This is a genomic window from Micromonospora sp. ABR4_055, from assembly GCF_056160425.1.
Genome location: NZ_JBSWXD010000136.1, coordinates 1 through 18,860 on the forward strand (window position 1 = coordinate 1; position 18,860 = coordinate 18,860).

21 protein-coding genes and 1 pseudogene are annotated in these 18,860 nt (G+C 70.4%); 3 read left to right on the plus strand and 19 right to left on the minus strand.

Annotation, left to right across the window (positions count from 1 at the left end):
• The 3 genes from ACXAHD_RS24890 to murA form a co-directional block, all read right to left on the minus strand.
• Positions 1-276, minus strand: a 276-nt coding sequence (locus ACXAHD_RS24890) for an IS110 family transposase (protein WP_475053550.1), incomplete at its 3' end; no start/stop codon positions are given.
• 226 nt (positions 277-502) lie between these two features.
• Positions 503-1,351 carry a 3-hydroxyacyl-CoA dehydrogenase family protein gene (locus tag ACXAHD_RS24895; protein ID WP_281551361.1) on the minus strand — a complete coding sequence of 283 codons (849 nt, stop codon included), beginning with the start codon at positions 1,349-1,351 and terminating at the stop codon, positions 503-505.
• A 131-nt stretch (positions 1,352-1,482) separates the two neighbouring features.
• On the minus strand, positions 1,483-2,916 hold the full coding sequence (gene murA, locus ACXAHD_RS24900; protein WP_281551362.1) for a UDP-N-acetylglucosamine 1-carboxyvinyltransferase: 1,434 nt from the start codon (positions 2,914-2,916) through the stop codon (positions 1,483-1,485).
• On the opposite strand from murA, the gene ACXAHD_RS24905 reads away from it, so the two are divergent.
• Positions 2,915-3,487 carry a cob(I)yrinic acid a,c-diamide adenosyltransferase gene (locus ACXAHD_RS24905; RefSeq protein ID WP_289213529.1) on the plus strand — a complete coding sequence of 191 codons (573 nt, stop codon included), beginning with the start codon at positions 2,915-2,917 and terminating at the stop codon, positions 3,485-3,487. The two genes, murA and ACXAHD_RS24905, sit on opposite strands and share 2 nt — an antisense overlap.
• Before the next feature lie 256 nt (positions 3,488-3,743).
• Here the strand turns inward: ACXAHD_RS24905 and ACXAHD_RS24910 are convergent, their stop codons facing one another.
• The 15 genes from ACXAHD_RS24910 to prmC all read right to left on the minus strand — a co-directional run bounded on the left by ACXAHD_RS24910 (position 3,744) and on the right by prmC (position 15,787).
• Positions 3,744-4,181, minus strand: coding sequence for a DUF2550 domain-containing protein (locus ACXAHD_RS24910; protein ID WP_278171179.1), 438 nt, complete (start codon positions 4,179-4,181; stop codon positions 3,744-3,746).
• A 13-nt stretch (positions 4,182-4,194) separates the two neighbouring features.
• Entirely contained in the window at positions 4,195-4,485 is a 291-nt protein-coding gene (locus ACXAHD_RS24915; RefSeq protein ID WP_123603387.1) for a F0F1 ATP synthase subunit epsilon, read from the minus strand.
• Between the two features lie 85 nt (positions 4,486-4,570).
• A complete protein-coding gene (locus ACXAHD_RS24920) occupies positions 4,571-5,674 on the minus strand; it encodes an LCP family protein (protein WP_475053556.1) in 1,104 nt (367 codons plus the stop codon).
• A gap of 251 nt (positions 5,675-5,925) precedes the next feature.
• Positions 5,926-7,380 carry a F0F1 ATP synthase subunit beta gene (gene atpD / locus ACXAHD_RS24925; protein WP_278171181.1) on the minus strand — a complete coding sequence of 485 codons (1,455 nt, stop codon included), beginning with the start codon at positions 7,378-7,380 and terminating at the stop codon, positions 5,926-5,928.
• Positions 7,380-8,309 carry a F0F1 ATP synthase subunit gamma gene (locus ACXAHD_RS24930; protein WP_475053559.1) on the minus strand — a complete coding sequence of 310 codons (930 nt, stop codon included), beginning with the start codon at positions 8,307-8,309 and terminating at the stop codon, positions 7,380-7,382. Before ACXAHD_RS24930 ends, atpD begins: the two co-directional genes overlap by 1 nt.
• 11 nt (positions 8,310-8,320) lie before the next feature.
• On the minus strand, positions 8,321-9,967 hold the full coding sequence (gene atpA, locus ACXAHD_RS24935; protein WP_281551365.1) for a F0F1 ATP synthase subunit alpha: 1,647 nt from the start codon (positions 9,965-9,967) through the stop codon (positions 8,321-8,323).
• A 56-nt stretch (positions 9,968-10,023) separates the two neighbouring features.
• Complete coding sequence (locus ACXAHD_RS24940) at positions 10,024-10,848, minus strand: F0F1 ATP synthase subunit delta (protein WP_475053561.1); 825 nt, start codon at positions 10,846-10,848, stop codon at positions 10,024-10,026.
• Complete coding sequence (locus tag ACXAHD_RS24945) at positions 10,848-11,390, minus strand: F0F1 ATP synthase subunit B (protein ID WP_278171188.1); 543 nt, start codon at positions 11,388-11,390, stop codon at positions 10,848-10,850. Before ACXAHD_RS24945 ends, ACXAHD_RS24940 begins: the two co-directional genes overlap by 1 nt.
• 90 nt (positions 11,391-11,480) lie before the next feature.
• Complete coding sequence (gene atpE, locus ACXAHD_RS24950) at positions 11,481-11,693, minus strand: ATP synthase F0 subunit C (RefSeq protein ID WP_123603394.1); 213 nt, start codon at positions 11,691-11,693, stop codon at positions 11,481-11,483.
• A gap of 113 nt (positions 11,694-11,806) precedes the next feature.
• Positions 11,807-12,607: a F0F1 ATP synthase subunit A gene (gene atpB / locus ACXAHD_RS24955; protein WP_282232106.1), complete on the minus strand. Its 801-nt coding sequence runs from the start codon at positions 12,605-12,607 to the stop codon at positions 11,807-11,809.
• A 28-nt stretch (positions 12,608-12,635) separates the two neighbouring features.
• Complete coding sequence (locus ACXAHD_RS24960; protein ID WP_281551368.1) at positions 12,636-12,851, minus strand: hypothetical protein; 216 nt, start codon at positions 12,849-12,851, stop codon at positions 12,636-12,638.
• 251 nt (positions 12,852-13,102) lie between these two features.
• Positions 13,103-13,504, minus strand: a complete 402-nt coding sequence (locus tag ACXAHD_RS24965) for a hypothetical protein (RefSeq protein WP_475053566.1) — start codon at positions 13,502-13,504, stop codon at positions 13,103-13,105.
• Positions 13,505-13,545: 41 nt separating this feature from the next.
• On the minus strand, positions 13,546-14,178 hold the full coding sequence (locus ACXAHD_RS24970; protein ID WP_281551370.1) for an arsenate reductase/protein-tyrosine-phosphatase family protein: 633 nt from the start codon (positions 14,176-14,178) through the stop codon (positions 13,546-13,548).
• Positions 14,178-14,822, minus strand: coding sequence for an L-threonylcarbamoyladenylate synthase (locus ACXAHD_RS24975; protein WP_281555688.1), 645 nt, complete (start codon positions 14,820-14,822; stop codon positions 14,178-14,180). Before ACXAHD_RS24975 ends, ACXAHD_RS24970 begins: the two co-directional genes overlap by 1 nt.
• A gap of 62 nt (positions 14,823-14,884) precedes the next feature.
• Positions 14,885-15,787, minus strand: a complete 903-nt coding sequence (gene prmC, locus ACXAHD_RS24980) for a peptide chain release factor N(5)-glutamine methyltransferase (protein WP_475053570.1) — start codon at positions 15,785-15,787, stop codon at positions 14,885-14,887.
• 102 nt (positions 15,788-15,889) lie between these two features.
• Here prmC and ACXAHD_RS24985 point away from each other — a divergent pair, with 102 nt between their 5' ends.
• Positions 15,890-17,446 (plus strand): GGDEF domain-containing protein, encoded by a 1,557-nt coding sequence (locus ACXAHD_RS24985; RefSeq protein WP_475053573.1) that lies wholly within the window; start codon positions 15,890-15,892, stop codon positions 17,444-17,446.
• 69 nt (positions 17,447-17,515) lie between these two features.
• Here the strand turns inward: ACXAHD_RS24985 and prfA are convergent, their stop codons facing one another.
• Entirely contained in the window at positions 17,516-18,604 is a 1,089-nt protein-coding gene (gene prfA / locus ACXAHD_RS24990) for a peptide chain release factor 1 (RefSeq protein ID WP_281551373.1), read from the minus strand.
• Between the two features lie 21 nt (positions 18,605-18,625).
• Between prfA and ACXAHD_RS24995 the strand changes: the two are divergent.
• Positions 18,626-18,860: pseudogene (locus ACXAHD_RS24995) on the plus strand (hypothetical protein); the annotation flags it as partial.

Genomic DNA, 18,860 nt, shown 5'->3' on the forward strand with positions numbered 1-18,860 from the left:
GCGGTCGACCTCGACCAGCTCAACCTGCTCGTCGCGGAGTCTGCGAGCGAGTCCGGCCCCGTAGGCGCCGGTGCCTTCGACCCCGACCCGCAGCAGACGGCCGAACCCGCGCATCCAGGTCAGCAGGGCGGTGTAGCCGGCCGTCGTGGCCGGGAACTGCTGGGTGCCAAGAACCCGTCCGACCAGGTCGATCACAGCGGCCGTGTGAGTGTCCTGGTGGGTATCGACTCCACCGACGACCTCGACCGCGGCGATATCAGGTGTAATAGAGGGCATCGTCGTCCTGTCGTTCGTGACTGGGGGCAGGGCGGCACGCACCAGCCGGGCAACGCGGACAAGACAGAGATGGGGCCTCTGGCCAGGCTCCTATTAGGTCACAACGCCACGTCCGGTGAGTGCATGAGCACCTCCCGACCGAGGCCGACAAATCCCGTTAAGGACCCGAAGTCAGTCAGTAGGCGGGTCAGACCTCGACGGGAGGTGCTCATGAACATCATCTCTGTCAGTAGGTGTAGAAGCCCTGGCCGGTCTTGCGGCCCAGGTCGCCGGCGGTGACCATGCGCTGCAGCAGCTCCGGCGGGAAGAACTTCTCGTCGGCGGTGTCGGCGTAGATGTTCTTCGCCGCGTGCAGCAACACGTCCGCGCCGGTCAGGTCGGTAGTGGCCAGCGGCCCCATCGCGTGACCGAAGCCCAGCTTGCAGGCGGTGTCGAGATCCTCGGCGGAGACCACGCCGGACTCGACGAGCTTGACCGCCTCGACGACCAGCGCGGCGATCAGCCGGGTGGTGACGAAGCCGGCGATGTCCCGGTTGACCACCACGCAGGTCTTGCCGATCTCCTCGGCGAACGCCTTCGCGGTGGCCAGCGTCGCGTCCGAGGTCTTGTAGCCGCGGACCAGCTCGCACAGTTTCATCATCGGCACCGGGGAGAAGAAGTGGGTACCGACCACCGATTCGGGGCGTCCGGTGACCGCGGCGATCTGGGTCACCGGGATCGCCGACGTGTTGGTCGCCAGCACCGCGTCCGCCTTGCAGATCTTGTCGAGTGCCCGGAACACCTCGTGCTTGATCTCGATGCGCTCGAAGACGGCCTCGACGACGACATCAGCGTCGGCCGCCGCCTCCAGCTCGGTGGTGGTGGTGATCCGACCCATCGTCGACTCGACGTCGGCGGCGCTGATCACGCCCTTGCCAGCGAACTTGTCCAGGGACTGGCGGATGCCGGCGACGCCCCGGGAGGTCGCCGCGTCGTCCAGGTCGCGCAGGATGACCCGCCAGCCCGCCTGGGCGGCAACCTGGGCGATGCCCGAGCCCATCAACCCCGCGCCGATCACTGCCAGCTGACCTGCCATCTCTTCATCTCCTCGTCCACGCGCCTCGACCGGATGTGCCAGCTGGCAGCTTATCCGGCGCACCTGAACGATCGCTAACCCGGGAGGCGGGCGGCCCTCCGGCAGGCATGGCCGAGGAGCCTGCCGAGTGGTCACCCCGCCGGCGCCCCGGACAGCCGCTGCACCTGGACGCCGAGCGAGCACAGGTCGGCCACGTAGTTCGGGTAGCCGCGGTCGATGTGGTGCACGTCGGCGATCTCGGTGACCCCCTCGGCGCAGAGCCCGGCGATCACCAGCCCGGCTCCGGCCCGGATGTCGGTCGCCCGTACCCGGCCGCCGACCAGCCGTTCCCGGCCGCGTACCACGGCGTGGTGGCCGTCGGTCCTGATGTCCGCACCCAGCCGCAGCAGTTCGTCGACGAACTGGAACCGGCCGTCGAAGATGTTCTCGGTGACCAGTGACGCCCCCTCGCTGACCGAGGCCAGGCCGATCGCCATCGGCAGCAGGTCGGTGGCGAAGCCGGGGAACGGCAGGGTGACCACGTCCACCGCCCTCGGCCGACGTTCCATGCGTACCCGGAAACCGTCGCCGGTGGTGTCGACGGTGGCCCCGGAGGCCGCCACCTTGTCGAGGGCGACCGCCAGGAACGACGGGTCGACGCCGCGTACCGTGACGTCGCCGCGGGTCATCGCGGCGGCGAACGCCCAGGTGCCGGCGACGATCCGGTCGCCGATGGTGGAGTGGCGGACCGGCCGCAGCTCCGGCACACCCTCGATCCGCAGGGTGGCGGTGCCGGCACCGTCGATCTGGGCGCCCATCTCGGTGAGCATCGCGCAGATGTCGACGATCTCCGGCTCGCGGGCCGCGTTGTCGATCTCGGTGATCCCATCGGCCAGCACCGCCGCCATCACCAGGTTCTCGGTGGCGCCGACGCTCGGAAAGTCCAACCAGATCGTCGCGCCGTGCAGGCCCCGCGCGGCCGAGGCGACGACCAGGCCGTCGGCGGCGGAGATCTCGGCACCCATCCGGGCCAGGCCGGCCACGTGCATGTCGAGCCCGCGCGAGCCGATCGCGTCGCCGCCCGGTTGGGCGACGGTGACGCGTCCGCACCGGGCCAGCAGCGGGCCGAGTACGCAGATCGACGCCCGCAGCCGGCGGACCAGATCGACGTCGGGCTGACAGCTGGGCGCCGGCGGCACGTCGATGATCACCGTGTCGGCGCGTGGCGAGCCGGCAACCGGCCGCAAACCAGCAGCCGACCGCGAGCCGGCGACCAACGACGGTCCGGCAACCGACAGCTGGTCGGACTCGCTCATGGTGACTTCGCAGCCGAGTCCGCGCAGCACGTCGGCCATGATGGCGATGTCGGTGATCCGCGGCACGTTGCCGATCACCGTCCGGCCCGGTGCCAGCAACGCCGCCGCCATCAGTTTCAACGCCGAGTTCTTCGCGCCCTCCACCGGCACCGTCCCGGCGAGCCGACTACCGCCGCCGACCCGGATGACGTCTCCGGACGCGGCCGGCAGCAGAGCTGGCTCGACGGTGGCGCTGCCGGCGCGGCTGAGAATCCGTACCCTGTCGCTCATGGCCGTCCACCTCACCCGCATCTACACCAAGGCCGGGGACACCGGCACGACCAGGTTGAGCAACAACGAACAGGTCGCCAAGACCGACCCGCGCATCTGCGCGTATGCCGATGTCGACGAATGCAATGCCGCGCTCGGTGTCGCCCTCGCGCTCGGTGATCTCGACGAGACGCTGCGCGGGCTGCTCGGGCAGATCCAGAACGACCTGTTCGACGTCGGCGCCGACCTGGCCACCCCGGTCGAGCCGGAGCCGGCGTACCCGCCGCTGCGGGTGACCGAGGCGTACGTGACCCGGCTTGAGGGCTGGTGCGACGAGCACAACTCACGGCTGGCCAAGCTTGACTCCTTCGTCCTGCCAGGCGGTACCCCCGGTGCCGCGCTGCTCCACGTGGCCCGCACCGTCGCCCGGCGGGCCGAGCGTTCGGCATGGGCGCTGATCACCCACGAACCGGAACGAACTAGTGCTCTCCCGGCAAAGTATCTCAATCGTCTCTCGGATCTGCTGTTCATCCTGTCCAGAACCGCAAACCCGGACGGCGACGTGCTGTGGAAACCGGGCGGCGGGCGCTGATCTCGACAAGATCGCGAATCAGCTGATGGCCGGACTGCACCACGTGGAGCTGTGGGTACCCGATCTGTCCGGGGCTGAACCGGGCTGGTCCTGGCTGCTGGGTGAACTCGGCTGGCAGCCGTACCAGCACTGGCCGGCCGGCCGCTCCTGGCGGTACGGCACGACGTACCTGGTGTTGGAGGAGTCCCCAGCGCTCACCACCCGGCGGCGCCGGCCACGGGTGGTCGCTGCTGTTCGCCGGATGCGCCTTGAGAGGTCAGGCGGCGAGGCTGCGCGAACTCCCGCCCGGCAGGCTCGCCTCGAGCCAGGAGCTGAAGCCGGTGACCGTCGACTCCGCCATGGCGATCTCGACCGGCGCGTGGTGGCTGGTGCACCGCAGGATCACCCAGTCGTGCGGCAACGCGAGCCGCTCCTGCCCTCGTGGGCTGCGCCGGCTCTCCACGGCCAGGCCGTGCCGGGACAGCACACGTTTGGGTCGCAGCGCGAAACTGAACATCCGGTACCAACGCAGCTCATCACCGGCGAACCGGCCGAATCCGGACGACCAGCCACGGCCGTCAACCATGGTGGAGACCCGGAAGCTCAACTTGATGGTGCCGCGCACCCGGACGACCAGCGCCCGCCGGACGAACAGCACCAGGATCGCGGCGAGCAGGATCAGTACGCCGATCCCGAACCATTGGATGGTCGACATCGACGCAGCCCGCTCAGTGTCCGGATGCGGTAGCGGGGGCGGCCGGAGTGGCTTCCTCCGCGAGAATCGTCACTCCGTTGGTGGTCACCGAGAGGAACCCGCCGGCGACATCGTAAGCGAGCTGCTCCCGCCCCGGCAGCGTGATCCGTACCTGGCCGGGCTCGGCGAGCTGGCCGAGCATCGGGGCGTGGCCGGGCAGTACGCCGAGCTCGCCCTCGGTGGTGCGGGCGATCACCATCTCTGCCTCACCGGACCAGACCATCTCCTCGACGGCGACGAGTTCGACGTGCAGTTGCTTGGCCAACGCGGACTCCTTTGATGGCGAGGACCACCCGAGTTTAATCGGGGCGATGCGCGGACTCCCAGCCGGGTGCCCGCCCGGCCACCCGTTACTTTTCGCGATTGACCAGTTCAGGACGGGTCAACACGAACTGGTCGAGAGCGCCGGCCCGCAACGCGGCGAGGCATTCATCGGCGTCGTCGGTGAACCGCTCCCCCTGGTACCCGCCGACCGGGTCGGTGACGGCGACGCCCGGCAGGTCCAGCATGACGATGCCGTCGGCACGCAGTTGGCGCAGCGCCAACGCGAAGTCGACCAGCGACCGGCCCCGGGTGCCCACCACCACCGCCTCACCGGCGGCCTCCAGCACTGCGGTCAACCGACCCGGTTCGGTGATCAGGTCCCGGCTGATCACTTGCTCGGCCAACGCCCGGACCAGCTGCCGTTGGTGCCGCTGCCGGCCGTAGTCGCCGTCCGGCAGGCTGTCCCGCTGCCGGACGTAGTCCAACGCCTGCCAGCCGTTGAGCCGCTGTTCCCCCTGCTTGTACTCGGCCTGCGGTCCGACGTACCCGGGGCCGTCGGGATTGCCCGGCCGCGGCCGGCCGTCCGGTTGGCGGTGCGCCGAGCGCACATCGACGTCGATGATCATCCGTACCCCGCCGACCGCGTCGACCAGGCGTTCCAGGCCGGCGAAGTTGACGATCACACCGGCGTCGAACCGGTCGATCCCGGTGCGGGCCGAGACCGTCGCCGCGAGCAGTTGGAAACCGGTCACCGGGTCCGGGTGCTCGGCACCGGGCACCCGGCTGCCGTACGCCATCGCGGCGTTGATCCGGTCGACGCCGCCCGGGTGGCCGCTGACACCGAACGCCGGGACGTCCACCAGCAGGTCCCGGGGCAGCGAGATCAGGTACGCCCGGGACAGCCCGCTCGGCACGTGCACCAGCAGCACGGTGTCCGCCCGGGGCACCTTCTCCGGCTGGTCGGTCGGCCGGTCGATGCCGGCCACCAGCAGGTTGACCGGGCCGGTGAGCCGGTCGTCCGGAGCGCTGTCCACACCGGTGCCGACGCCGACGTCGCCGAACAGGTCCGCGGTGGGTACGGCGGCCGCGTACCGGTCGGCGACGGTGCGGCTGAGCACCACCACGGCCCCACCGGCGAGAAGCAGACCGACGAGTACGGCGAGCAACGCCAGCCGTTCCGGCCGGCTCATCCTCGCTGGGCGTGCCCGGGTCCGATCCGGTTGCATCATGCTCCGCCCCCCGTCCGCCGCAGAGCCGGTCGGGTACCCCGGCCGGCTGCCGGCAAACGCGGGCCACAGGTGAGCGTCGGGTGAAACGACGCGGGCGTCGAGTGAGACGCCCCTGGCGTCGGGTGAAACGCGACGAGCGCCCCGCCGCGATGGCGGGGCGCTCGTCAGACGCCGTCGTCAGCCCTTCCTCCAGGCCGACGGCTGCGCCGTCGTCAGCCCTTCATGAGCTCCTGGGCGTTGCGCTCCAGGTCGTCGAGCCCACCGCACATGAAGAAGGCCTGCTCAGGGAAGTGGTCGTACTCCCCTTCACTGATCTTGCGGAAGGCTTCGATGGTGTCCTTCACCGGCACGTACGAACCCTTGATGCCGGTGAAGACCTCGGCCGCGTAGGTGTTCTGCGACAGGAACCGCTCGATCCGGCGGGCCCGGGAGACGGTGATCTTGTCTTCCTCGGAGAGCTCCTCCATACCGAGGATGGCGATGATGTCCTGCAGGTCCTTGTACTTCTGCAGAATTCGCTTCACCTCGGAAGCCACCGCGTAGTGCTCCTGGCCGACGAACTCCGGGGCGAGGATCCGCGACGAGGACGCCAGCGGGTCCACCGCCGGGTAGATGCCCTTGTCGGAGATGGACCGCTCCAGGTTGGTGGTGGCGTCCAGGTGGGCGAAGGTGGTGGCCGGCGCCGGGTCGGTGTAGTCGTCGGCGGGTACGTAGATCGCCTGCATCGAGGTGATCGCCTGGCCCCGGACCGAGGTGATCCGCTCCTGCAGCTCGCCCATCTCGTCGGCCAGCGTGGGCTGGTAACCCACCGCGGACGGCATCCGGCCGAGCAGCGTGGAGACCTCGGAACCGGCCTGGGTGAACCGGAAGATGTTGTCGATGAACAGCAGCACTTCCTGCTTCTGCACGTCCCGGAAGTACTCGGCCATGGTCAGCGCGGCGAGCGCGACCCGCAACCGGGTACCCGGCGGCTCGTCCATCTGGCCGTAGACCAGCGCGGTCTTGTCGATGACGCCGGACTCGGTCATCTCGTGGATCAGGTCGTTACCTTCACGGGTCCGCTCCCCGACGCCGGCGAAGACCGACGTACCACCGAAGTTGTTCGCGACCCGGATGATCATTTCCTGGATGAGCACCGTCTTGCCCACGCCGGCACCGCCGAACAGGCCGATCTTGCCGCCCTTGACGTACGGGGCGAGCAGGTCGAGCACCTTGATGCCGGTCTCCAGCATCTCGGTCTTCGGCTCCAGGTCGGCGAACGCCGGCGCCTTCTGGTGGATCGACCGGCGCTCGGTCACCTGCAGCGTCTCGCCCTCGGCCAGGTTGAGGCACTCACCGATGGTGTTGAACACCCGGCCCTTGATGCCGTCACCGACCGGCACCATGATCGGCGAACCGGTGTCGCGGACCTCCGCGCCCCGGACCATGCCGTCGGTCGGCTGCATCGAGATGGCCCGGATGACGTTGTCGCCGAGGTGCTGGGCGACCTCGAGGGTCAGGGTCCGCTCGCCGCCGGCAAGCGCGACGTCCACGTGCAGGGCGTTGAAGATGTCGGGCATCGCGTCGCGCGGGAACTCGGCGTCGACGACCGGGCCGATGACCCGGACCACGCGGCCGGTAGCCGATGCGGTCGCTCCGGTTGCCTGGGTTTCTACAGAGGCAGTCATCACACTTCACTTCCCGCCGCCGCGAGCGCGTTGGCGCCGCCGACGATCTCGCTGATCTCCTGAGTGATCCCGGCCTGACGCGCCGAGTTCATTAGCCGCGTGTACTTCTCGATCATTTCCTCGGCGTTGTCGGTGGCGCTCTTCATCGCCCGCCGCCGGGCCGCCGATTCACTCGCCGCCGATTCGACCAGTGCCGCGTAGATCCGGGTGTTGATGTACTTGGGCAGCAACGCGTCGAGCAGGGCCTCGGCGTTCGGCTCGAACTCGTACGCCGGCAGCACCCCGGCAGCGTCCCTCGGCTCGTCCTTGACCTCCATCGGGCCGAGGATCCGGGGAACCGGGGTCTGCGTCATCAGCGACTTGAACTCGGTCGAGACGATGTGCAGCTCGTCCACCCCGAGCACCTGGTCGGCCCCGCCGCCGTCGGTGTCGTCCGCCCCGCGCTGGAACGCCGCGATCAGAGTCTGGCCGACTTCCCGGGCGTCGGCGAAGCCGGGCTGCTCGGAGAAGCCGGTCCAGCTCGCTTCGATCGGCCGGTTACGGAACCGGTAGTACGAGACGCCCTTGCGGCCGATCACGTACAGCACCGGTTCCTTGCCGTCGGCCTTCAGCCGCTCGATGAGCGACTCCGCTGTCTTGATCGCGTTGGTGCTGTACCCGCCGGCCAGGCCCCGGTCGCTGGTGATCACCAGCACGCCGGCCCGGCGCACCTTCGGGCGCGCGGTCAGCAGCGGATGGTCGACCGAGGCGTTGGAGGCCAGCGCGGTGAGCACACCGGTGATCGCGTTGGCGTACGGCAGCGAGGCCGCCACCCGCGCCTGGGCCTTGGCGACCCGACTCGTCGCGACGAGCTCCATCGCCTTGGTGATCTTCTTCATCGACTTCGCCGAGCGGATCCGCTGGCGGAGTACCCGAACCTGCGCTGGCATCCGGAACCGCCCTATTCCTTCTCGGCGTCAGTGTCGGAGACGTACCGGGTGACGCTCTCGCGTTCCTGCTCGCCCTCCAGGGCCTCGGCCGGCGCCTCGTTGATCACCCGCTCCGGGTCCTTGGACAGGAACATCTGCTTGAACTTCTCGACCGCGTCGGACAGCGTCGTGATGATCTCGTCGTCCCAGTTGTGCGCGGCGATCGAGTCCAGCGTGCCGGAGTGGGAGTGCCGCAGGTACTCCAGGAACTCCGACTCGAACCGCCGGACGTCGCCGACCGGGATGTCGTCGAGCTTGCCCTCGGTGCCGGACCAGACCGAGATGACCTGCTCCTGCACCGGGAACGGCGAGTAGTTCGGCTGCTTGAGCAGCTCGACCAGGCGGGCACCGCGCTCCAGCTGGTTGCGCGACGCCTTGTCCAGGTCGGAGGCGAGCGCGGAGAACGCCTCCAGCTCGCGGTACTGGGCCAGGTCCAGCCGCAGCCGGCCGGCGACCTTCTTCATCGGCTTGACCTGCGCGGCGCCACCGACCCGGGAGACCGACGTACCGACGTTGATCGCCGGCCGCTGGCCCTGGTTGAACAGGTCGGTCTCCAGGAAGATCTGCCCGTCGGTGATCGAGATGACGTTGGTCGGGATGAAGGCCGAGATGTCGTTGGCCTTGGTCTCGATGATCGGCAGGCCGGTCAACGAGCCGCCGCCCAGCTCGTCGGAGAGCTTCGCGCACCGCTCCAGCAGCCGGGAGTGCAGGTAGAAGACGTCACCCGGGTACGCCTCGCGGCCCGGCGGACGGCGCAGCAGCAGCGACACCGCGCGGTACGCCTCGGCCTGCTTGCTCAGGTCGTCGAAGACGATCAGCACGTGCTTGCCGGCGTACATCCAGTGCTGGCCGATCGACGACCCGGTGTACGGAGCGATGTACTTGAAGCCGGCCGGGTCGGAGGCGGGCGAGGCGACGATGGTGGTGTACTCCATCGCGCCGTGCTCCTCCAGCACGCCCTTGATCGAGGCGATGGTGGAAGCCTTCTGCCCGATCGCCACGTAGATGCAGCGGACCTGCTTGGCCGGGTCGCCGGATTCCCAGTTGGCCCGCTGGTTGAGGATCGTGTCCAGCGCGACGGTGGTCTTACCGGTCTTGCGGTCGCCGATGATCAGCTGCCGCTGGCCGCGGCCGATCGGGGTCATCGCGTCGATCGCCTTGATACCGGTCTGCAGCGGCTCGGACACCGACTGGCGGGCCATCACGTTCGGCGCCTGCAGCTCCAGCTCGCGGAAGCCGTCGTTGGCGATGTCACCGAGGCCGTCGATCGGCTCACCGAGCGCGCTGACCACCCGGCCCAGGAAGGCGTCGCCGACCGGGACGGAGAGCACCCGGCCGGTGCGCTTGACGCGCTGGCCCTCCTCGATGCCGGCGTAGTCGCCCAGGACGACCACACCGATGTCACGTACGTCGAGGTTCAACGCCACGCCCAGCGTGCCGTCCTCGAATTCCAGCAGTTCGTTTGCCATCGCCGAGGGCAGGCCCTCGACGTGGGCGATGCCGTCCCCGGCGTCCGCCACGGTGCCGACCTCTTCACGAGACAGCTCCGGCGTGTAGGAGGAGACGTAGCGTTCTAGGGCACCACGGATCTCGTCCGACGAGATGGTCAGCTCGGCCATCCTCTGCTTCCTCTATGTCTAGTGGCCCGGATGAACCCGGAACGGCATGGACTGAATCAGCGCCCGGCGAGCGCCTTGCGAGTGTCGATGAGGCGGCGCCGAACGGTGCCGTCGTACAGGTCGGAACCGATCCGTACGCTCATCCCGCCGAGTACGGCGGGGTCGACCGTCAACTTGACGGATACCTCCCGACCGTACATCTCGGCCAACGTGGCGCCCAGCCGCTGCTCCTCGGGCTGGGTCAGTGGTGCGGCGACCGTGACGTGCGCGACCTGCCGGTCCCGCCGGGCGGCGGCCATCTCGACCAGGCGGCCAAGCCCGGCTCCGATGGAACGGCCGCCGAAGCCCCGGACCGCCTGCTCGGCGAGGCGCACCGTGGCCGGCAGCGCCTTTCCGGTGAGCAGCGTGCGGACCAGTTCGACCCGCCGGTCGGCCGGCACGGCGACGTCACCGACCACGGCACCCAGCTGCGGGTCGCCGTCGATGATCTTGCCGAACCGGAACAGCTCGTCCTCCACCTCGGCCAGCTCGCCGGCCGACTCGGCACCGGCCAGTGCGGTGTCGACGCCGAGTCGCTCGGTGGCGTCGAGCAGCTCCGACGGCGCCGACCAGCGGGCCGCGACGACCGCGTCGAGCAGGTCGAGGCTGTCCGCGCCGGTCTTGCCTTCGAACAGGCCGCGCAGCAGCCCGGTCCGGTCGTCGGCGGGCCGGGCCGGGTCGGCCAGCGCCCGCCGCAGCCGGGGCTGACGGCGCAGCAGGTCGGCCACCGAGAGGATCTCGTCGGCCGTGGTCGCGACCGCCGTCGGGGCGGCACCGGCGACGTAGCCGACCAGTCGCTCGGTCACCGCGGCGTAGGACTCCCGGCTGGTGGCGGACTGCATCAGCGGGCCCCCGCGTTCTCCAGGTCGGCCATGAACCGCTCGACGGTGCCCTTACGGCGGGCTTCGTCGGCGAGCGCGTCCCCGACGATCCGGCCGGCCAGGTCGACCGCGAGCGTGCCGACCTCGGCGCGCAGCTCCCGGATGATGGTCTGCCGCTCGGCGGCGAGCTGCTCCTTGCCGGCCGCGATGATCCGGTCGGACTCCTCTCGCGCCTTGGCGAGGATGTCCTGCCGGATCCCTTCGGCGTCGGCCCGGGCGTCGTCGCGGATGCGGGCCGCGTCGGTACGCGCCTCGGCCAGCTGGGCCTTGTACTGCTCCAGCAGCTGGTTCGCCTCGGCCTGGGCGGCCTCGGCCCGCTTGATGCCGCCCTCGATCGCCTCGACCCGCGCCTGGTACATCGCTTCCATCCGCGGGAACACGAACTTCAGCAGTACGGCGACGAGCAGCCCGAAGGCGATCAGGCCGACGATGATCTCGGACAGCGGCGGGAGCAGGATGTTCCCGCCCTCTTCCGCGGCGATGTACGTGACTTCTTCGTACATGGACACTTCCCTTCGCCCGGACCGGCGCTCGCGCAACCGGTCACCGAGTCAGACGCGGTGAGCCCATCGGCTCACCGAATGCCGGCCGGGTCAGTTGAGCGCGAACGCGAGCACCAGACCGAGCAGGGCGAGCGCCTCGATCACGGCGAAGCCCATGAACATGTAGACCCGGGTCAGGCCGGCGCTCTCCGGCTGGCGGGCGGTCGCCTGGATGTAGGCGGCGAACACCAGACCAACGCCGATACCGGGGCCGAGGGCGGCGATGCCGTAGCCGATGGCGTTCAGGCTGCCGGTGATCTCCATGGTTGTTTTCCTCCTGCGTTGAACGCGTGTCCGTCACGCGCACGTTTAGGTGAATGTTCAGTTGTCGTCCACGCGGCTGACCCATGGACGTGTATCGGTCGAGGGAGGCGGAATCAGTGCGACTCGGCCAGGGAGTGCTGCAGATAGGTCGCGCTGAGCAGGGTGAACACGTACGCCTGGAGAACCATGATGCCGAACTCGAAGAAGGTCATCACGATCGCCATGCCCCAGCTCAGCACCGCGATGGGCTTGATGAACAGGCTGTCGGCCTGGAACAGCGCCACGCCGCCGAGGGTGAAGACCAGCAGGATCATGTGGCCGGCGAACATGTTGGCGAAGAGTCGGACCGACAGCGTGACGGGCCGCAGGATCAGGTTCGAGACGAACTCGATCGGCACCAGGATCGGCTGCACCCACAGCGGCGCGCCGGAGACCCAGCAGACGTGCTTGACGTAACCGACGAAACCCCACTTGGCGATGCCGTGGCCGATGTAGAGCAGCCAGCTGACCAAGGCCAACACCATCGGGAAGGCGATGTGCGACATCGGGGAGATCTGGGCGAACGGGACGATGCCCCAGAGGTTGTTCAGCAGGATGAAGCAGAACAGCACCGTCAGGTAGGGCGCGAACCGCACCCCGTCCCGGCCGATGACGTCCCGGGCGATGTTGTCGCGAACCATGCCGTACACCGACTCGGCCAGCCACTGGCCCTTGGTCGGCACCAGCTTCGGGCTGCGGTAGGTAACCAGGAAGAAGATCATCACCAGTGCGGCGGCGATCCAGAGCAGCAGCGTGATCTTGGTGAAGGCGGCCGCCCAGGCGGTGCCGTCCAACCCGGGGATCAGGCTGCGGAAGTCGAAGGCATCCACGCCGGGAGGGAACTCCGCGGCGAGAACGGTCGGCTGCTCAATCAACGCGCATCCTCCGTTGGTCGGGCCTGGTTCACGCGCCCAGCTTCTTAACGGTCAGGTAGACCCCGGCCGCCGTCCCGCCGATCAGCCCGATCAGCAGCCCGACGTTGGGCAGGTCCAGCCAACGGTCGACGAGCCACCCCGCGCCGCCCCACACGGCCATCCCGCCGAGCAGGTAGCCGATCGCGGCAAACCCGGTGTCGGCCCCCGAGGGACCTGCGGGTTCGAAAGGTGGTTCACCGGCCATGACGCCGGAAACATATCAGGGCAACGATGAAGGCTGTGCGTCACCCCCCGCACAACCCTCGTTGTGTGGGCGACCCGGTCGCACATCAGATGGGTGCACACGCTACTCCTCTTCCGCCCCGGTCGGTATCCACTCCCCACACCACCGGCGATCTCGGCCTCAGCGTAGGTCAAATCCGACAAATCCTCGCGAATATCGTTGATCCTCGCCGCTGACCCCGCCGTCGATGGGCACCCGGGGTCACCGGATGATCAGTGCGGATCGATCTCCACGTACGGGATCCGGGCCCGGAAGGTCCACCACACCTGGGCCGTGATCCATCCCACTGTTGCCACGATGATCGCCACCGCCAGCATCCGCTGCCCCGGCCAGTCCGACGCCGCCACCGCGAACACCGCCACCCCGAGCAGCGCGAACTTCAGGCTGTAGGTGAGCAGGCCCACACTGAGCACCATCTGCGGATGCACCGAGTCCGCCCAGGCCAGCGCCAGGCTGGAGGCCACATAGCTGGCCGCCACCAGCGCGACACCGACGGCGGCGCCGACCGCCCCCGGGACTCCGTCCAGCCAGCCGCCGACCCCGGCGAGCACCACCAGCAGCACCGCCGACACCATCGACGGCACCGGCAGGTGCCGAAGCCGACTACGCATCATCGGACGACCTCCGCCTGCATCCTCTGCCCGCCCCGCCGATCTCAGGGCAGCAGCGCCACGCCGAGCGCTCCCACCGTCTCCTCGATCTCGTCGGCTACCCGGGCAAAGGTGTGGTCGCCGCGCCCCCACGGATCGTCCAGATCGTCCCCCGGCTGGGGACCGGCACCGGCCCGGACCACCGCGACCGCGGCGACCAGTGCCGCGCCCCGGGCGTGCACCGCCTCCGGGGTGACCGCCGCGTCCGGACCCGACCGGGCACCGGGCAGCCCCGCCGCGTCCACCGCCGGCAGCAACCGGCCGAACTCGCCGAGCACGAAGGTGCGCTCGGCGGCGTCCGGGCGCAACGCGAGCACGTACTCGAGCTGGTCGGCGGTGGCGGTGAGGACCAGATCGGCGGCGTCGATCTGGTCGGACCGCAGCTTGCGGGCGGCGAAGCCGTCGACCTGCCCGCCCCGGGCGAGCACCTGGCGGGCCGCCGGCGGATTCATCTCCTCGCCGGCGTGCCAACCGCCGGTGCCGGCGCTGTGGCTGTGCAACAGCTCCTCGACCGGCGGCGCGGCGGCCGGACCGAGCCGGTCCAGCCGCTGCTCGAGCGCCAGCACCAACAGCCGCTCGGCCATCGGCGAACGGCAGATGTTGCCCATGCAGACATGAAGAACGGTGAACGGCGGCACTAGGACTCCGTACCGATGATGTCCGGGACCACGTCACGCAGCTTCTCGATCGGGACCGCGCCGTCGCGGACCACCCGGGGCACGTCGCCGGTCAGGTCGACGATGGTGCTTGGCACGGGGTCGGGGCACGGGCCGGCCTCCAGGTACGCGCGCACCGAGTAGCCGAGCTGGTCCCGGGCCTCGGCGGCGGTCACCGCCGGCGGCCGGCCGGTCTTGTTCGCCGACGAGACCGCCATCGGACCGGTCTCCCGCAGCACCTCCAACGCCACCGGATGCAGCGGCATCCGGACCGCGACGGTGCCGTTGGTATCCCCCAGATCCCAGTTCAGGCTGGGCGCGTGCTCGACGATCATGGTGAGCGCCCCCGGCCAGAAGGCGTCGGCCAGGTCGCGGGCGGTCGGCGGCAGGATCAGCACCAGACCATCGAGGGTGTGCCGGGAACCGACCAGCACCGGCGGCGGCATCTGCCGGTCCCGACCCTTGGCGTTGAGCAGCGCGGTGACGGCGTACGAGGTGAAGGCGTCGGCGCCGACGCCGTACACGGTGTCGGTCGGCAGCACGACCAGCTCGCCGTTCTTGACCGCCTCGATCGCCGCGGCGATGCCTTTGTCACGGTCGGCGGCGGACCGGCAGTCATAGAGCATCACGGTGTGCCAGTCTGCCACGTGCCCGCCCGCTGATCCGCACCGATCACCGCCAGCTGCCGTCAGCCCGTCCGGCGGGTGGTCACGAAACGCGGCCGGCCGGCCAGATCGCGGTGGCTGGTGACAGCGTCGAACCGGCCGGCGGCGACGACCAACGCGACGACGGCGGCGGCATGGCCGTCGTCGTGCTCCACGCCGAACAGCCCGCCGGGGCGCAGCAGGGTCACGGCGCGGTGCACCACCGGTCGGATGACCGCCAGGCCGTCCGGCCCGCCGAAGACCGCTTCGGCCGGGTCGTGCCCGGCGACCTCCGGCGGCACCGGGGTGCCGTCCGGTACGTACGGCGGATTGCACAGCAGCACGTCCACCCGGCCGGCGAACTCGCCGAGCAGGTCCGGATCCCGGACATCGCCGGCCCGCACCTCGATCGGCCGGTCCCCGGCGGCGGCCTGTCGCCGGGCGTTGCGGCGCAGCCAGCGCAGGCTGTCCGTCGAGCGTTCGACCGCGACCACCCGGGCCGTCGGAACCTCGTGCGCGACTGCCAGCGCCACCGCGCCACTGCCGCTGCACAGGTCGACGACGACCGCCTCGCCGGGCTGGTCACGCAGCGCGTCGACGCCCGCCCCGGCGAGCAGCTCGGTCTCCGGCCGGGGCACGAAGACCCCCGGCCCCACCGCGAGCTCGAGATAACGAAACGGTGCCGATCCGGTGAGGTGCTGCACCGGTTCCCCAGCCGCCCGGCGGGTCACCAGACTGTGGAACCTGCCGATGTCGGTCTCGTCGAAGTCGCCACTCAGTGCCAGCCGGCCACGCGGAATGTCCAGCACCGAGGCGGCAATCAGCTCCGCGTCGACCCGGGCGGCGGCGACACCGGCGGCGGCCAGCCGGGCGGCCGCGGCAGCCACGGCGGCTCGGACCGGCGTCCGATCCGGCAATCCGGAGGTGTTCTCTGGCAAGTGGTTCACGACATAATCATGGTGCGTCCACCCGGGCGTCCGTGGAACAGGTCGCGGATCGGGTCGGGTGTGTGCTCCGCCAGATTCCAGCGGGCTCCAGGGAGGTTGTGCGTGGGTTGGCTCGACCGGCTCACCGACCAGGCCGAGGCGCTGATGCAGGCCCGGGCGCTGATGGAAAGCAGCCGCTCGGCCGAAGCCTGTGTCGCCTTCGAGCAGGTGATCCGGAGCACCAGCAACCGGTACGTACGGGCCGACGCGCTGGTGCAGCGGCTCTCCGCGCTGCTCAACCTCGGCCGGTCCGCCGAGTACACGGTGGCCGTCGACCGGGCGTTCGAGGCGGCCCGGGACGTCAGCGAGCCGTACCTGCACGGCCACCTGCACGCGCTGGCCGCGCTCGCCGCCCACCAGCAGGGCGCGTTCGACCGGTGCGTCACCCATCTGGTGCACAGCGCGCGGGCGCTCGGCGCGGCCACCGACGTCGACCGGGAAACCGCCTGGGGCTGGCACGACCTGGCGATGGCCTACTCCTACCTCAGTTTCCACGGGTACGCGCTGAGTGCCATCGAGCACGCCCGGCAGCTCGGCAACGCCACCGGCATTCCAGAGGAGACCTTCGCCGCGCCCGGCATCCGGCTGCGCAACGCCGTCGCGTTGGACCATCATGGAGACACCGACGGCTGCCTGCGGGTGCTCCGCGACATCGGCAGCGACCTGGCGAAGTTCGTGCACGCCGACCGGACCGGGCTGCTACGCCCGAGCAGCCGGGTGGCGTACGGGTACGCGCTGGCCCGGCTCGCCGCGCTCGGTGAGCCGGCCCGGCTGCCCCCCGGCGCCCCGGAGGCCACCCGCCTGATGATCGACGGCGGCGACAGTGCCCGCGCCCGCGACCTGCGCCAGCTCGGGGTGGTCTGCCTGACCATCGCGGCGGACCGGCCGGCGGAGGCGTTGACCCGCCTGTCCACGGCGGTGGTCTCCGCCGAGACGCTCGGTGCCGCCGAGACGGCCCGGCTGCGCAGCGTCGCGCAGACCCGGGCTGGCGACCACGCCGCCGCGCACGACGCCGACCGGTACGCGTTCCGGCTGGCCACCCGGCGCAACGACCGGCTGCGCGACATGTACGTCGACGGCATCGCCGCCCGGCTGGACCAGGAGGAGATGCGTCGCTCCGCCGCGCAGTACACCCAGGAGGCGTTGACCGACCCGTTGACCGGGCTGGCCAGCCGCCGCCACCTCGACCTCTACGTCACCGACATGGCCGGCCGGGGCGACCGGGCCGTGGTGATGGTCTGCGACCTGGACGGTTTCAAGTCGGTCAACACCGTGCATGGCCACCACTCCGGTGACCTGGTGCTGCAACGGGTCGCCGGGGTGATCAACCGGGTGATGCGCCGGGGTGACTTCGTGGCCAGGTACGGCGGCGACGAGTTCGTGGTGGTGCTGCCGGGCGCCGGCCCGGCCGAGGCGGCCGACGTGGCCCGCCGAATCACCGCCGCGGTGGCCGGTGAGGAGTGGGAGTCGCTGGTGCCCGGCACTCCGGTCGGGGTCAGCGTCGGCTACGCCGAGATCAGCGGTTCCGGTCCGGGGTTGCGCGAAGCGCTCAGCCGGGCCTTCGAGGTGGCCGCCCGACAGATGCGCGAGGCCCGGCAGCGGCCCCATCCGGTGCGCTGACCGCCCGGCCGGTGCCGGTGTGGCCGCGGTCAGCGGCACAGCCGGTGCCGGTGGGGCCGGTGGGGCCGGTCAGCGGCGGGTCAGTTCGGTGTCACCGGCGAGCCGAGCTGCCCGGTCCGCCTCGGCGAGCGCGTCGAGGACGCCGTCAAGCTCCCCGCCGACCACCAGGTCCATGTTGTACGCCGTGTAGCCGATCCGATGGTCGGTGATCCGGTTCTGCGGGTAGTTGTAGGTGCGCACCCGCTCGGACCGGTCGACCGTACGCACCTGGGAACGGCGGGCGTCGGACGCCGCCGCGTCGGCCTGTTCCTGGGCGGCGGCGAGCAACCTGGCGCGCAGGATCCGCATCGCCTGCTCCCGGTTCTGCAGCTGGCTCTTCTCGTTCTGGCAGGAGACGACGATGCCGGTCGGCAGGTGGGTGATCCGCACCGCCGAGTCGGTGGTGTTGACCGACTGGCCGCCGGGGCCGGAGGAGCGGAACACGTCGACGCGTAGTTCGTTCGGGTCGACGTTGACCTCGACGTCCTCGGCTTCCGGCAGCACCAGCACCCCGGCGGCGCTGGTGTGGATCCGGCCCTGCGACTCGGTAACCGGCACCCGCTGCACCCGGTGCACGCCGCCCTCCCACTTGAGCCGGGACCAGACGCCGTTACCGCCCTCGGGCACCCCCCGCGACTTGATCGCGAGCGAGACGTCCTTGACCCCGCCGAGGTCGGAATCCTGCGAGTCGAGCACCTCGACCTGCCAGCCGCGCCGTTCGGCGTACCGCAGGTACATCCGTAGCAGGTCGCCGGCGAACAGCGCCGACTCCTCGCCGCCCTCGCCCGCCTTGATCTCGACGATGACGTCCTTGGCGTCGTGCGGGTCCCGGGGGATCAGCAGTTCGGCGAGGCGGGCCTCCAGGTCGGGCAGGCTGGCGGCGATTGCCTCCGCCTCGACGGTGAACGCCGGGTCCTCGCCGGCCAGCTCCCGGGCGGCGGCCAGATCGGCCCGGGCCTGGGCGAGCTCGCCAGCGGCCTTGTGCAGCGGGGCCAGCTCGGCGAACCGGCGACCGACCCGGCGGGCGGTGGTCTGGTCCGCGTGGATCGCCGGATCAGACAGCTGCTTCTCCAGCTCGGCGTACTCGTCGAGGAGCCCGGTCAGGCGCTCGCTGCTCATCCAAGTACTCCTTCATCCGGGTTGAGAAGACCAGGACCGTCCAGACACCGCGGGGGGGGGGGGAGGGGGGGGGGGGGGGGGGGGGGGGGGGGGGGGGGGGGGGGGGGTGGGGAGGGGGGTGGGGGGGTGAGAGGAATTAGTCTGTGCGTGCGTCTTCTTTCCCCCCCCTTTGCTTTTTCGGGGGGCGACAAAACCCACACACCCCAACACCCCCCCCCCCCCCCCCCCCCCTCTTCCCCCCCCCCCCCCCCCCGCG